The sequence below is a fragment of the Pseudomonas sp. GW822-FHT01E03 genome, from assembly GCF_058802985.1.
This window is the reverse complement of sequence record NZ_JBXAOQ010000007.1, coordinates 78,062-92,525: the sequence shown is the minus strand read 5'-3', so window position 1 is coordinate 92,525 and position 14,464 is coordinate 78,062. Positions and strand designations below refer to the sequence as shown.

14 protein-coding genes and 1 pseudogene are annotated in these 14,464 nt (G+C 59.8%); 4 read left to right on the top strand and 11 right to left on the bottom strand.

What is annotated here, in order from left to right:
* Nucleotides 1–51: 51 nt before the first annotated feature.
* Nucleotides 52–252, bottom strand: coding sequence for a hypothetical protein (locus AC1RP7_RS15680; protein WP_493182595.1), 201 nt, complete (start codon nt 250–252; stop codon nt 52–54).
* 183 nt (nt 253–435) lie between these two features.
* Here AC1RP7_RS15680 and AC1RP7_RS15675 point away from each other — a divergent pair, with 183 nt between their 5' ends.
* Nucleotides 436–849: a MerR family transcriptional regulator gene (locus tag AC1RP7_RS15675; RefSeq protein WP_349736743.1), complete on the top strand. Its 414-nt coding sequence runs from the start codon at nt 436–438 to the stop codon at nt 847–849.
* On the opposite strand, the gene AC1RP7_RS15670 is transcribed toward AC1RP7_RS15675, so the two are convergent.
* Entirely contained in the window at nt 815–1,795 is a 981-nt protein-coding gene (locus tag AC1RP7_RS15670) for an NAD-dependent epimerase/dehydratase family protein (RefSeq protein ID WP_349736741.1), read from the bottom strand. The genes AC1RP7_RS15675 and AC1RP7_RS15670 overlap by 35 nt on opposite strands.
* Nucleotides 1,796–1,867: 72 nt before the next feature.
* Entirely contained in the window at nt 1,868–2,797 is a 930-nt protein-coding gene (locus AC1RP7_RS15665) for a LysR family transcriptional regulator (RefSeq protein ID WP_349736739.1), read from the bottom strand.
* A 238-nt stretch (nt 2,798–3,035) separates the two neighbouring features.
* On the opposite strand from AC1RP7_RS15665, the gene AC1RP7_RS15660 reads away from it, so the two are divergent.
* Nucleotides 3,036–3,461, top strand: a complete 426-nt coding sequence (locus tag AC1RP7_RS15660) for an ester cyclase (protein ID WP_493182593.1) — start codon at nt 3,036–3,038, stop codon at nt 3,459–3,461.
* 257 nt (nt 3,462–3,718) lie between these two features.
* Here the strand turns inward: AC1RP7_RS15660 and AC1RP7_RS15655 are convergent, their stop codons facing one another.
* Together AC1RP7_RS15655 and AC1RP7_RS15650 are read right to left on the bottom strand one after the other, a co-directional pair.
* Nucleotides 3,719–5,854 (bottom strand): calcium-binding protein, encoded by a 2,136-nt coding sequence (locus tag AC1RP7_RS15655; protein ID WP_493182591.1) that lies wholly within the window; start codon nt 5,852–5,854, stop codon nt 3,719–3,721.
* A gap of 363 nt (nt 5,855–6,217) precedes the next feature.
* A complete protein-coding gene (locus AC1RP7_RS15650; RefSeq protein WP_407516486.1) occupies nt 6,218–6,679 on the bottom strand; it encodes an HvfA family oxazolone/thioamide-modified RiPP metallophore in 462 nt (153 codons plus the stop codon).
* Nucleotides 6,680–6,942: 263 nt separating this feature from the next.
* On the opposite strand from AC1RP7_RS15650, the gene AC1RP7_RS15645 reads away from it, so the two are divergent.
* Entirely contained in the window at nt 6,943–7,311 is a 369-nt protein-coding gene (locus tag AC1RP7_RS15645) for a type 1 fimbrial protein (protein WP_493182589.1), read from the top strand.
* A 105-nt stretch (nt 7,312–7,416) separates the two neighbouring features.
* Here the strand turns inward: AC1RP7_RS15645 and AC1RP7_RS15640 are convergent, their stop codons facing one another.
* Nucleotides 7,417–8,433 (bottom strand): M14 family zinc carboxypeptidase, encoded by a 1,017-nt coding sequence (locus AC1RP7_RS15640; RefSeq protein WP_493182587.1) that lies wholly within the window; start codon nt 8,431–8,433, stop codon nt 7,417–7,419.
* A 167-nt stretch (nt 8,434–8,600) separates the two neighbouring features.
* Here AC1RP7_RS15640 and AC1RP7_RS15635 point away from each other — a divergent pair.
* Nucleotides 8,601–9,086, top strand: a pseudogene (locus tag AC1RP7_RS15635) (TetR family transcriptional regulator C-terminal domain-containing protein); the annotation flags it as partial.
* Here AC1RP7_RS15635 and AC1RP7_RS15630 read toward each other — a convergent pair.
* The 5 genes from AC1RP7_RS15630 to AC1RP7_RS15610 all read right to left on the bottom strand — a co-directional run bounded on the left by AC1RP7_RS15630 (nt 9,042) and on the right by AC1RP7_RS15610 (nt 14,447).
* Nucleotides 9,042–10,046, bottom strand: a complete 1,005-nt coding sequence (locus AC1RP7_RS15630; protein ID WP_489338722.1) for a DMT family transporter — start codon at nt 10,044–10,046, stop codon at nt 9,042–9,044. The pseudogene AC1RP7_RS15635 and the gene AC1RP7_RS15630 sit on opposite strands and share 45 nt — an antisense overlap.
* Nucleotides 10,046–10,744 (bottom strand): ABC transporter permease subunit, encoded by a 699-nt coding sequence (locus AC1RP7_RS15625; RefSeq protein ID WP_154908666.1) that lies wholly within the window; start codon nt 10,742–10,744, stop codon nt 10,046–10,048. Before AC1RP7_RS15625 ends, AC1RP7_RS15630 begins: the two co-directional genes overlap by 1 nt.
* Nucleotides 10,745–10,749: 5 nt before the next feature.
* Nucleotides 10,750–11,463 carry an ABC transporter permease gene (locus AC1RP7_RS15620; RefSeq protein ID WP_150814382.1) on the bottom strand — a complete coding sequence of 238 codons (714 nt, stop codon included), beginning with the start codon at nt 11,461–11,463 and terminating at the stop codon, nt 10,750–10,752.
* A 170-nt stretch (nt 11,464–11,633) separates the two neighbouring features.
* Nucleotides 11,634–12,416, bottom strand: a complete 783-nt coding sequence (locus AC1RP7_RS15615) for a transporter substrate-binding domain-containing protein (RefSeq protein ID WP_090456270.1) — start codon at nt 12,414–12,416, stop codon at nt 11,634–11,636.
* A 27-nt stretch (nt 12,417–12,443) separates the two neighbouring features.
* Nucleotides 12,444–14,447, bottom strand: a complete 2,004-nt coding sequence (locus tag AC1RP7_RS15610; protein ID WP_493182585.1) for an aminotransferase class I/II-fold pyridoxal phosphate-dependent enzyme — start codon at nt 14,445–14,447, stop codon at nt 12,444–12,446.
* Nucleotides 14,448–14,464: the final 17 nt, after the last annotated feature.

The following is a 14,464-nucleotide window of genomic DNA, read 5'->3' as shown; positions in this document are numbered from 1 at the left end:
AATAAATCCGTCCCCTTTTCGATCATGATCGGCAGAAAACGACTGTGGACTCTATGCGACGGTAAATTCGCCCGACTTTGGCGCGGCGTTGTCTTTGGGCTTACCCACCACGTAGTGCACCTGGATGCGCGCCGGGTCGGTCACACTCGATGCTGACATCACCGCCAACAGCTTCCAGCCGTCCTGTAACGCCATGTTCACCTCGCGGTAATTGGTCAATTCATTCACGACGTGGGCTTCATCTAACTGCATCGTTCTGCCTCCTTTGGATACTCTCAGCGTAGCAGGGTCTCGACTAGCGGCGCGGGGGTTCCTTTCTGGTTGAGCGAAGTGGGACTTTCTCACTTCGGTTCGGATCGTTACGGTTATACCAGGACAACATCTGGCCACAGCCAGTAAACTACGGGCCGGGCTGGAGGAGAGAGAGGGCGGTGTATGTACATAGGTGAACTTGCCAAGCTGTCGGGGTGCACTCCCAAAGCCATTCGTTTGTATGAGCAACTGGGCCTGCTGACCCCACAGCGCCATGGCAGTTATCGACTGTACACGGCCCATCACTTGACGCTGGTGCAGATGATCCGCAGCGCCCAGGCGGTGGGGTTCAAACTGGGGGAGATGAGTGAGTTGCTGGCAGCCAAGAAACATCAGGCACCGTTTCCCCTGGCACTGGCCAATCAGGGCATTGAGGTCAAGCGATTAGAGTTGCAAGCGCAGATCCTGGCCTTGCAGAATCGGGAGCAGCACCTGACGCAGTTGCAACAACAGATCAACCAGAAATTCGCCCCCACGTCAGCGCCTGGTGCTACACCCGGTATCAGCGCGCCAATAGGTGCGCAAACGCCTGCTTGAGGGCGTCCTGCGGCGAGCGCGGCTGGTAGCCCAACTCATTGATGGCCTTGTCGATGCAGTAAACCTGGCGCACCCCATAAAACATCCGCACCTGGCTGAGCAGCAATTCGGCTGGCTGACCGGTGTACCGTGCCCGCTGCTCTTGCAGCCAGGCGATCAGTAACAGCAAGGCTTTTGGTGCGCGGCGCGGCAGACGATAGCCGGGGCAAAGCGTATTGAGCGCCTCGATTACCTCAGACAGTGATGAAGCCCGCTGATTGGCCAGTATGTAACGCTGGCCGGGGCGGCCTTTTTCAGCAGCGCGGATCAGGCCATCGGCCACGTCGCGCACATCGACAAAGTTAAAATGAAAGTTCGGGTCCAGCACCAGTTTGCGCGCCAGCACGGCCGCAAGAAATCCCATAGTGTCGGTCAGCCGCGTGGCATGAGGGCCGATGATTGCCGAGGGCAACACTGCGACCATCGGCAGGTCATAGGCCTGAGCAGTGTCCCAGGCGGCGCGTTCAGAGAGGATTTTTGAGAGGTAGTACGGGTTTTGCCGATCGGTGTTCCAGTTGTTTTCATTTAGACGCTGGCCGTTGTGTCCCACCGCTGCCACGGAGCTGACATAGACCACGCGCCGGACCCCGGCCTCTGCGGCGGCGCGCAGTACATTACGCGTACTTTGCACGTTGACGTCGACGATCTCGGCGTGTGGATTCCTCGCCCAGTGTTTGAACACTGCCGCCACCTGGTACAGCACGTCCACCCCTTGCAGGGCCTGGCGCAGTGAGTCAGGGTCTTGCAGTTCGGCGCGTACCACCTGGCAGTCGAGCCCGTTCAGGGCTGTGCTTCGGTCCGGATCACGGACCCCCGCACGCACTTGTTGCCCTCGGGCGAGCAGCGCCCGGACCAAGGTGTTGCCCAGATGCCCATTGGCACCAGTGACCATCGATAGCGTATTCATGGATTGCCTTATCCGCTGACTGCAGAAGCTGAAATAGATAAGGCAGGGTACGGGTTGCCCTAAGGGACAGAGTCAAGCGCTGGCGTGCATAACCTCTCTTAGTGCGTCCAATAAAGCGCAAGCGGCAGGTGACAATGTAGCGTCTGCCAGTCGGGAAACACCGATCTGCTCCAGAATTAGGGGTTCGAAAGCCGGGAGGCGAATCAACTCCTTACTGTGTGCGGGGTCAGAAATAACTGATTGCGGCAATATTCCAAGAAGATCAGTCTGCTTTAATAACCAAAGTATATTAAAGAATGATGCTGTTTCTATGGTTGCATGTGGTGGACTGATGTCCTTTCGATGAAAAATATCATCGAACTGCTTCCGTAAAGTAGTTTCTATTGGAGGCAGAATCCATGCTTCGCGCGCGAGTTCTTCCAGTTTAGCCCCTGGTTGCTGAGCAAGAGGGTGGTCACGGCGCGCAACGATGATGGCGTTTTCGCTAAAAAGCGCCTCCTGAGCGACAACGACGCTTGAGCTGACATCGGAAAGTCTCCCAATCAAAAAGTCCAATTCGCCCGAGATGAGTCGAGGTATCAGTTCGCCGCTTACCCCATCGACTATTTTGATGCGGATGCTTGGTCGGCTTGCCCACAGTCGTGCGATGGCGGCAGGTACAAGATAACTTGACCCTGTTAACACGCTTCCTATGGCAACACGCCCGGCATGCCCCTTTCCAAGAGCGTCGATTGCTTGGGATACATGATCCAGCTGGGCAAGAATCATCCGGCTGCGCTGCACAAAGTCCCGACCAAGCTCTGTAGGCGTAACCCCTCTACGATTCCGAGTGTAGAGCTGAGCCCCTACAGCCTCCTCCAGATCCTGCAATAGCTTGCTCGCCGTGGGCTGTGAGAGGTTCAGCGAGCGTGCGGCGTGCAAGACACTGCCATATTCAAGCAATGCAATTGCCAAGCGGAAATGCCTGACTGTCGCCCATTTTTCCAACCGTTCCAGACTCATGTGGTATTCCGTTAGCCGATAGCATGTCTAATATATTATAGATTTACGAATACCATAACCCCTCCTAGAATGTGCCTGACGCGCTGGGTCGTTCCAACTAAACACTTGCGAAGTGTGCAAAAGTTCTTGTTCGTTTCGATGTAACGTCTCTCGGATACGGCTCCTTTTGAGTGGGGCGGCCTTTATAAAAGCAGTTGAATTTATGGCTTGTTATCAATGTGAGAGAGGTAAGTGTCGCATGAACGTCAAAAATCTAGATACGGTGAAGAACTACTTTAAATACTGTGTGGATGGCAAGAATGTTGAGCGAGTTTCAGAGTATTTCGATGTCGATGTGGTCGTGCATCGACCGGACTGCGATGCTCCGATAGGTGGCCTGGAAAACTTCAAACGAGCCTTGAGCGCAAATGTTCTCGAGCGATATAAGACAATTAAAACTACGTTCAGCAAGGAAGTTGTTACAGATGACGTTGTTGTAGTCGCGTTGACACATTGTGCAACCGGTTCGAATACATGGCACGGATTTAACGTAGAAGGCAAGAGCTTGACGTGGACGGCCCTGACGTACTTCCGGTTTAACAAAGAGGGTAAAGTGGTCGAGGAGATCGTTGAACGGAACGAACTGTTCATGGCAAAGCAACTCGGAATTATCAGTTACGAGTAACATTTAGTTAGATCCCAAGGGAGCCAAGTCCACCGTGGTGGAAGTATGTTCTCCACGGTGGTCAGAGGCTGCTTTTGGCCGATTTCTGCCTTCCTCGACCGGCTGAAATCGACCCGACATTCGGAGTAAAAAATAGATCAGTCCCCTTTCCCCTTCTGGTTTCACTGCTACCACAAAGCTCCAGCCAAGCCCCAGGCCCAGACGCGAGCGACTCGGCATGCTCACGCCATCCCCCGGCGTGAGCATGCGCCGATCACTCAGGTAAAGGCGAAGTCCGCCTCGGTGATCGCGGCCTGTGGGACGCCGGTCAAGGTGATGCTTCCCACATCCGGCTGGCCAGCGACGGTAATGAATGTCTCACCGAACTGTTCTCCAATATCGAGACTCGCGAAGGTGAAACCGCTATTGCTCAGGTCGATCAGGTCAGTGCCGTCCTCGAAGTCGAAGATGGTGTCCGCTCCCCACACCGCACCGAACTGGAACTTGTCCGCACCGAGGCTCGGCTCGAAGAAGACGTCACCGACCATGAAGTCGTCGACGCTGCTGCCCACCAATACGTCGGCGCCTACGCCGCCTTCCATGACGGCGCCGCTGGCGCCCGCGGTCAGGGTGTCGTTGCCGGCGTCACCGTCGAGGTTGGACTGGAAGCCGAAGGGGTCGTCGCCCCCGAACAGATGGTCGTCGCCATCGCCGCCACTGGCATTGGCGAATTCCTGGACGATCAGGGTGTCGTTGCCGGAACCGCCGAGCAGCTCGTCGAAGCCCAGGCCGCTATCGATGACGTCGTCACCGCTGCCGCCATCGAGGAAGTCGGCTCCTTCCAGACCGAAGATCTGGTCATTACCGCCCAGGCCGAAGATGCGATCGTCGCCATCGGTGCCGGTGAGCACGTCATTCCCCTCGGTGCCGGCGGTGATGAGGATCGTGTTACGACCGAAGTCGCCCGCCGTCAGGTTGTGCGTGCCCTGCAGGCGCAGGGTGAAGTCGAGGCTGTCGAGCACACCGTCGTCGTTTTCGTCGGCGATCAGCCAGGTATTGCCAGGGCGCAGGCTGTAGAACAGGTCGGTCACGCCGTTGCCACCGCCCACCAGTACGGCGCCCAGTTGCGGATTGACATTGACCTGGCCGCGGAAGAAGAACTCATTGTTGAGTTCCAGGGTGTCGCCGCCCACTACGCCAGCGCCCTGGAAGTCGACCAGGGTGTCGAAGGTGGCGAAGGGCGAGCTGGGGTTGAAGCCGGTGAAGAACTCGAATTCGTCGTCGCCGGTGCCACCGGTGAGACTGTCCTGGCCACCTTCACCCATGATCAGATCGTTGCCGGCGCCGCCATTGAGCATGTCGTTGCCGGGGCCGGCGAACAGTTCGTCGTTGCCGTCTTCGCCGAAGATCTGGTCATTGCCGTCGCCGCCGAAGAAGTCGTCGTTGCCCACGCCGCCATTGAGGACGTCGTTGCCGTCGTCGCCGTCGAGGGTGTCGTTGCCTTCGCCGCCATTGACGACGTCGTTGCCAGCGCCGCCGGACAGGGTGGTGTCGTTGCCGGCGCCACCGTTGATGATGTCGTTGCCCTCATTGCCGGTCAGAAGGTCGCGGTCGGCGCCACCATTGATAATGTCATTGCCGGTGCCGCCGGAGATCCGGTCGATGCCCGCGTCACCGTTCAGGGTGTCGTTGCCGTCGCCGCCATTGATGATGTCGTTGCCGCCATTGCCGTTGATCACATCGCCGCCGCCCAGGCCGAAGATGGTGTCGGGATCGTTGGTGCCATTGATCACATCGCCGCCTTCAGTGCCGCGCAGGACGAAGGCGGTGGTGCCGAAGTCGCTCCTGTCCAGGTTGTGGACGCCGTCCAGCTGCACAGCGAAGTCAGTGGCGTCGAAGATGCCGTTGTCGTTGGAGTCGGCGAACAGCAGGGTGCTGGCGGCACCGAGGGCGAAGAAGACTTCGGTGAAGCCGTTATTGCCGAAACCGAGGCTGGTTCCCACCGTGGGTACGTCGTTGCGAGCGCCCTGGAAGACCAGGCGGTTGGGGAAGCTGGAGAGCCGCAGGATGTCGCCGCCGACCTGACCTGCACCTTCGAAGTCGGTGACGCGGTCCTGGCTCAGGGAGCTGGACTCGTTACCGGTTTCCACGGTCCAGAAGTAGCTGTCGATGCCGGCACCGCCGGTGAGGATATCGGCGCCTGATCCGCCGTCGAGAGTATCGTTGTCGTTGCCTCCGAGAAGTGTGTCGTTGCCGAGGTCGCCGAAGAGGTCATCGTTGCCGTCACCGCCGTCGACATTGTCGTTGCCGCCAAGGGCAAACACGCTGTCGTTGCCGGCCAGGCCGGTTATTTGGTCGTCTTCCTCGGTGCCGAGCAGAAAGTCATCACCCAGGGTGCCAGGGATAATAGCCATGGTTCTACCCTCCGTTGATGGAGATGGTAAGCGTGAACTGCGTTACAGCGGGTTGAGGCTAATTAGACAACTCCAAGGGAACGCAAGTGCGCCACTTTGACCTGACCGTTTATCGCGAATGCAGCCGCGTGTTGATGAGCCCTGTAGCATTCGCCAACCCTCCACCGCTGCAACATGGCTAGCTCCAGAGTTCCAGGGCAGGAGGGGTTGAAAAGCGGTTATTGCCCGGTGAAGTAATGAAATATTGAGAAACACATAAGTCTTCCTTGAGTGAACTTTCACAACGTTCTCCCATACAGTACTGTCCACGCAAAAAACCCTTCCTGCGTTTCAACACAGGAAGGGTTTTTTGTTTGCGACCGATCAGTCTTTAGCCTGGCTCAACTTGGTGAACAGTTCCGTCGGTACTTTCTTGCCGTTGGAAGTGAACTGGTTAGTGCGGAACTTGTATACCTCACCCTCGGACAGGAAACCATCGCTGTTGGTGTCCATCGCCTTGAATTCCTCAGTGCCCTTGGGCGCCACCGCCAGCAGTTCCTTGAGCGACACGCGGCCGTCATCATCGGTGTCGGTGCGCGCGAAAGAAGCATCGCCGCACTTGCCTTCACCGCACTTGCCCTCGGCCTGGGTCTTTTGCGCGCCGGCTTCGCTGGCACCGCACTTGCCTTCGCCACACTTGCCTTCGCTGGTCTTTTCCGCAGAGGCCAGTTGATAGCCCTGAGGCAAGGCTTCAGCGGAAAACGCAGTGGAAGCGAAGTTGATACCGCCGACCAGTGCAACAGCGAGCAGGCCAATACGGGTTTTGTTCGACTGGATACGAGACATGTTGATACTCCGGATCATTTGCGCGGCTGGACCACTATTGGTCGTGCCACAAGGGTTGATAAACCTGGTTGCGAGCTGCGTTGTGCCTCTCGCTTTGGCAGGTCCATTTGGCCCCAGTGGTGTATCCGGGCTGTATCCGTGGGGAGCTGGTTTTGTATGGCCGTACGAAGATGTGGCGCCCTGATACACGGCGATACAACAAAAGCCTCAAGCTTCTAGAGTTCATTGACGACCTAGACCTTACAACTCAAGGAGCGTTAAGCATGAACGGCAAACGTATAGCAGCGGGATTGAGTCTTTTGTTCGCACTCAGTGGTGCGTGCCTGGCGGCGCCGGGCACCATCAGGTTTCAAGGCAGCATTGTCGAGCCGGGCTGTCAGTCACGCGTGGGTACGCACGGCACATTCGAACTTTACCAATGCCCGGCCCAGAGTCGCGCGATGGGGATTGAGGCAGACGCCATCGCGCCAACCGCCAGTGTGAGCGCCGTTGGTCAATCCAGCGTCAACGTCAAACTGCTCGCTGACAGTAGTCGGGAAGGTCGCTATTTCGATCAGCAGTATGCGTTGGTGGATGATGCAGGCTCCCCTGTCCGCTCGGGGAGCTACCTGATTACCCTCAGCATTCCCTGACAACTGAGCCGGGCTGATGTTGGCTGAGGCTTACACCGAACCTGTGGCGAGGGGGCTTGCCCCCTCGCCACAAATGTCATGACACTACAATTGCGAAGGTGAGGCTTAGTTCGGGTCCAGCAACCCGCCGCTCCAGTTGCGCGACACCCGGCTGCCGGTGAATTTCGCCACGCCCATACCCTGCGAGATAAGTCGATCGCGATAGCGCGTCACCAGGCGCCCCGCTTGTTCGGCGTACAACACCACTTCGGAAGACGGATCACCCGGGCGCCCGAGAATCCGTGCAAAGCGCTGGCCTTCCTCGACGAAATCCCCCAGCTCTTTTTCGAAGATCAGCACCCCGGGTTGCGGGGCGAGGATGGTTTCCATGTGGCCCATTTCCACGGCTTCGACGGGCCATTCTGCAGGCGCTACTGACTCATCGATGACACCGCAACCGCACAGCCAGTTGTACAGTCCTGTGGCATCCTGTTCGGCAAAACGGTCGCTGACATCGCCCTGCCCGCGCAGCTCCAGGGTCGCAGCCATGCGCCCCGCTGTGACTCCGTCGCGTATCCACGGGGCAATGATGGTTTCCTCGAAGGAGCCATCGCCGCCGTCATCCCAGATGATCGCCACGTCCATCTTCATCGCCGCCGCCAGTTCGCGGCCACGGGGCCAGAAACTGCGGTGCACGTAAAGGTACGGTAGCGCCTCGTCGTCGGTGTGCAGGTCAAGCATCACATCGGCCGGGGCGGCCAGTTGCACCAGTTTCTTTTGCCATTGCTGAACGCAGGTCGAAGGTCGCGCCATGGCCGCCGACTGGTCGAACGAGCGATTGAAGTTATGCCCGGTCGCGTCGTGATAACGACCAAGGATCCGCCCCTGGCGAAACTGCCCGATGCCCAGCGGATTGGCCTGCGGCACCACGGTGATGTTGCCTTTGAGCCGGCCCTGGGTTTCGGCGGTGTGCAGTCGTTGCATCAGCAAGTGCAGGACCAGCATCCCGGCGATTTCATCGGCGTGTACGCCGGCTTGCAGATGCACGTTTGGCCCGCTGCCGTCGCCTGCATAACGCCAGGCACCGACCCGCACGGCATCGCCATTGTTGTTGCGAACACTGAACGAAATATCCTGCGGCATTGGCTTCCCTCCCGTCATGAATGCTGAAAAACGTGGTATCGCTGCTGTAGCTGGTGATTGAACAGACGTTCAACTAAGCTCGGATTCGTGGAACCTCACCCAAGGACAACCCTGTGACAACCGATGCCCCGAAAAACCGCCGCGCCGAACCCGATGAGCGTCGCGAAATGCTGGTGGCCGCCACTCTGCGTTGCCTGGGCCGCGACGGTCACGCCGGGATTTCCGTACGGCGCATTGCCACCGAAGCCGGCGTGTCCGTGGGGTTGCTAAACCACCATTTCGGCAGCATCGAGGCACTGATCGCCGACACCTATCAGCGGCTCGCGAACGAACTGACCACCGCCCTGCTCCAGGAAATCGAGCAGGCCCAGACACCCGCGCAAAAGATCGATGCCTTCCTGGAAGGCTCGTTCTCGCCCAGGGTCATGGACCCGAAACTGCTCGGCGTGTGGGTGGTGTTCTGGAGCCTGATCCGTCACTCCGAACACGTCAGCCAGTCCCACGAAAAAAGTTACCGCGCCTACCTCGACCTGATCCGCCAGTTGCTCGACGGGCTGGCCGCCAGCGAAGGTTTCGTGATTCACGACACGCGCCTGGCCGCCATCGGCTTATCGGCGATGCTCGACGGGCTCTGGCTCGAGTGGTGCCTGAACCCCGAGACCTTCAGCGCCGCCAACGGACTCCACATCTGCCGTTGCTGGATAAAGGGGCTGCGTCACGGAGCATTCAGCACCGACGACATCCTGTGAAGAATGCCGGCCGAAGATCATCGCCAGGGTGCCACTGACGGCGATCAGCCCGGCGCCGATCATCAGCGACATGTCCATCAGCGTGCCCCAGACCAGGCTCGACAGCGCAAACGCCCAGATCAGCCCGGTGTATTCGAACGGCGCGAGCAGGGTCGCGGTGGCGCGGCGGAAACTGGCGAACAACAGGAACTGGCCGATGCCACCCACCAGGCCGGCGCCGAGCATGCCCAGCCAGGCGGGCGTCGGTGATGGCGTGTGGGTCCACGGCAGGGCAACCGCCATGCAAATCACGAACACCACGTTGGTGATCAGCATCTGCTCCAGCACTGAGGTCTGCTCATCCACCTGGCGCAGCTGGATATAGGTAAACGCCCAGCACATCGCCGCCAACAGGGTCAGGACGATCGGCAACGGATCGGTCATGTTGTCGGGGCGACAGGCAATGACCACCCCGACAAAACCGATGATCAGGCTGAACCACTGCCAACCGCTGGCGCGCTCCTTGAGGATCACCGCGGCCAGCACCGTGACCATGATCGGCGCGGAAAAATACAGGGTGGTCATCTCGGCCAGGGTCAGGTCCCTGGCCGCCGTGTAGTACAGCACCCAGGCGACGATCGACAGCAAACCGCGCACCACCAGCAAGCGCCGGCTCGGTGAACGCCAGGCCCGCTGGATCAGGCGCAGGCGCCCCGCCAGCAACACCGCGGCGACCACCACCAGGCTGCGCCAGAACAGGATGGTCACCACCGAATAATCGGCCACCAGCCATTTGATGACCGCGTCCTGCAAGGCCAGGAACGCGTAGCCCAGGGTGCACAGGCCAATGCCCTGCAGCGAGCGGTCAACCGTTGGCGAACTCATCAGGCCGACCTGCGCACGGGCGTTCCGCGCCGTTCGGCAAAGGCAAACAGCGCTTCGATCAGGAACGTCAGGCAGACGTAGACGGCGGCCACCAGCAACAAGGGTTCGTACACCTGCAGGGTCTGCGCGCGGACCACGTTGGCGGCGCCGAGCAGGTCGATCACGGCGATGGTCGAGGCCAGCGCCGTGGACTTGAGCAGCATCACGGTTTCCCCGGCCAGGGTCGGTAACAGCAGGCGCAGGGCTCGGGGCAAGCGCACTCGCAACAACGACTGGCGCGCCGTCATGCCAAAGGCCGACGCGGCTTCCATCTCACCCTTGGGCACCGCCAGCAGGCCACCGCGAATCACTTCGCCGACATAGGCCCCCATCGACACCACCAGGGCGAACACGATGTACCAGTAGCCATCACGCAGGTACGGCCAGAGAAAGCTGCCACGAATCAGCGGGAACTGGGCAAACAGGCTGCCCAGCCCGTAGTAGTAGATGTAGATCTGGATCAGCAACGGCGTGCCGCGCGTCACGCTGGTGTAGAACAGGCTGACCTTGGCGATCACCTTGTTTTTCGAAATCCGTGCCAGCGCCACCAGCACCGCCAGCAGGTAACCGAACACACTCGATACCAACAGAATGACGAGGGTGGTTTGCAGCCCCCGGCCCAACAGTGCCGCGTATTCAACTATCCACGCTGGAATCATTTCATTCACTCAGCCAAAGGCATCCAGCGACGAATACGTCGCTCAAGCCGACCCGACAGATAGTTCGACGCCAGCGTCACCGCGTAATACAACGCGGCAGCCGTGAGGTAGAACAACAGATAGTGGCGCGTCGAACCCGCGCCTTGCTTGGCGGTGTACAGCAGCTCGTTGGTGCCGACCACGCTGATCAGCGCACTGTCCTTGATCAGGTTGATCCACAGGTTGGCCATCCCGGCCATCGCATACGGCGCCATGATCGGCAGCGTGACTCGACGGAACAGCCCAAAACCACTCAGGCCGAACGCCTTGGCCGCTTCGATCTGGCCGAAGGGAATCGCCTGGATCGCCGCGCGGAAAATCTCCGAGGCATAGGCGCCCTGCACCAGCCCCAGCACCACGATGGCCGCCAGCGGGCCGCTGACATTGACCACGCCGTAGCCGAGTCGGGTCATCAGCGAATTGAGGAGCATGGAGCCGACGTAGTACAGCAGCAGAATCAGCAGCAATTCCGGAACCGCCCGGAACAACGTGGTGTAGCCGCGCATCAGCGCTGCAATCGGCTTCGGCGCGCCGAGCTTGAGACACGCCACCACCAGTCCGATAGCCAGCCCGAGGACAAAGGCCCCGGCGGAAATCTGCAGGGTCATCCAGAGCCCCTTCAACAGCGCACTGCCCCATCCCTGCTCAGTGAAATTGATCAGATCGAACATTGCCGGCATTTCAGTCTCCAGTTGGCGGTTAGAAAGCACCGCCAGACCCTGTGGGAGCGAGCTTGCTCGCGATAGCGGTGGTTCAGTCAACTTGGATGTTGACTGTCATGCCCTCATCGCGAGCAAGCTCGCTCCCACAAGGATTTGCGTTTTCCAAGGGTTCGCGTTCGACCTGGCTGTCAGAACGCAGGCTTCACGCTGGTGCCGAAGTAGCTCTGGGACAGGTCGTCGTAGTCCTTGCTCGCCAGCAGCTCCTGGATGGCCTTGTCCAGTTTGGCCTTGAGTTCGGTGTCGTCCTTGCGCAGGCCGGCACCCACGCCTTTGCCGAAGATCGGGTCATAAGGCACGGTGCCGAGGTAGGCCAGGTCCTTGGCATCCGGGGTCTTGATGAATGCGGCCATGGCAGTGCCGTCGGCCATCATCAGGTCGATGCGCCCGGCAATCAGGTCGGCGTTGGCCGAGTCCTGGGTGTCGTAGTACTTAACGTCGGCGATTTTTTCGTAGTAGGTCTTCAGGTAGCTGGCGCTCACGGTCGAGTTCTGCACGCCGATGATCTTGCCCTTGAGGTCATCCGGGTACTTCTTCACCGACGCCTCTTTCGGACCGACGACGGCAATCGCCGAATCGTAGTAGGCCTTGCTGAAGGCGATCTGTTTTTCCCGTTCTTCGGTCACCGACATCGAGGAAAAGATCACGTCGATCTTCTTCGCCAGCAACGACGGAATGATGCCGTCCCACGCCACTTCCTTGATTTCGCAATCGGCTTTCATTTCGCTGCACAGCTTGTGGATCAGATCGACTTCAAAGCCCTTCCACTCACCATTGGCCTGTTTTTCGGTGTATGGCGGATAGGGTTCGGCTGCCACCGCGAACCTGATCGGTTGCGCTTGGGCCGCGCTCATGCCGGCCAGCAATACGCAGGCCGCACCGGTCAACCAGTTTGCAAAACGTCGATTTCCCATGTTGTTTTCCCGTCTTTTTATGATGAGTTAGCGAGTCTGATGAGCGTTGACGAATTGTCGGCAACGCTCGCTGCGTGGGTGTACGAACACTTCGTCCGGCGAACCGGTTTCCTCGATCAGCCCTTGGTGCAAAAAGGCGACTTTGGAAGAGACATCGCGTGCGAAAGCCATTTCATGAGTCACCAGGATCATGGTCCGGCCTTCTTCGGCGAGGGAGCGGATCACCCGCAGCACTTCCCCGACCAGTTCCGGGTCGAGTGCCGAGGTGGGTTCATCGAACAGCATGACCTTGGGCCGCATGGCCAGGGCCCGGGCGATGGCCACCCGTTGTTGCTGTCCCCCGGAGAGAAACGCCGGGTACTCGTTGCGCTTGGCCGCCAGCCCGACGCGTTCGAGCAGGGCTTCGGCCCGTTCAGTGGCCTCCGCACGGCTTTCACGCAGGACCTGGGTCGGCGCTTCGATGAGGTTTTCCAGCACCGTGCGATGGGGCCAGAGGTTGAAGTTCTGGAACACCATGCCCAGGCTGGAACGGATGCGCACAAGCTGTTTAGCATCCGACACCAGCGGTGCGCCGGGGCGATTCTGGTTAAGGTGAATGCTTTCGCCATCGACCAGGATGCGGCCCTGGTCCGGCACTTCGAGCATGTTGATGCAGCGCAGCAAGGTACTTTTGCCCGAGCCGCTGGCACCGATCAGGGAGATCACTTCGCCCTCGCGGGCAGTCAGGGAAACCCCCTTGAGCACTTCGATATTGCCGAAGCGTTTGTGCAGGCCATCGACCTCGATCATGGTCCTGGCCGCGGCCGGTTCGACGGTCGCGGTGCTGGTCACCGTGCCGATCACCGGCCTGGGCGCTTCACCATTGAGTACCTGGACAAAGCCGCGAATGCGCTGGCAGGCCTGGGCCAGTCGCTCGTCACTCAGGGTGAACGACAGCCGTACAAACCCTTGGGCCGGCTCACCGAATGCCGCGGCATCCAGCACCGAGACACCGGCTTCGCGCAGCAGGCGCCAGGCGAATTCCAGCGAGGTCAGGCCGGTGCCGCGCACATCCACCAACACGAACATACCGGCATCGGGATTGAGCACGCTGATGCCCGGGCAATCTGCCAGGCCGGACACCACCAGATCACGGCGCCGACGATAGATCTCGCGCATGCCGTGGGTGACTTCATCGTGGGCCTGCACGGCCTTGAGCGCCGCTTCCATGACAAACCCGGGCAGGCCGTACAGCATGCTCAACACCAGGGTTTCGACATGGTTGACCAGGGCTTGATTGGCCACGACCCAGCCGATGCGCCAACCGGTCATGGCATGGGATTTGGACAGGCTGCCGATCACCACGCAGCGCTCGGCCATGCCCGGCAACGCTGCCAGGCTGAGGTGTTCACGCTCATAGGCGAGGCTCTCGTAGACCTCGTCCACCACCACCCACAGGTCATGGGCAATGGCGAGGTCGGCGATGGCTTGCAGTTCTTCACGACCCAGCACCACGCCGGTGGGGTTGTTCGGGTTGGAGAAGAAAATCGCCCGGGTGCGCGGGGTAATGGCCTTGGCCAACACGGCGGCATCGAGGCGGAAACCCGAGTCCGCCGCACAAGGCACCCGCACCAGCGTGGCGCCGGACGCCTTGAGGGTCGCTTCGTAGGTGACGTACATCGGATCGAAGGCAATCACTTCGTCGCCGGCACCGAGCAGGCACATCGAGATGGCGAACAAGGCGTTCTGCGCACCTGCCGTGAGAATCACGTTGGTCGCCTGCAGTTCGCGGTCGATCAATTGGCTGTAGCGGCCGGCAATGGCCTCGCGCAGGGCCTGGCGACCGGCGATTTCGGTGTAGTGGGTATCCCCTTCGCGCAGGGCGTGGATGGCGGCATCGGTAATGAAATCGGGAGTGGGGAAATCCGGGTCGCCGACGCTGAGGATGATCACGTCCTCGCCATTGCGCTGCGCAGCGTTGGCCGCGTAGTGGATATCCCAGGCAGCAACGCCTTGGCCACTGATCCGTTCAACAAAGGGTGAAAACCGCATGCCAGTGCCTCGTTCGA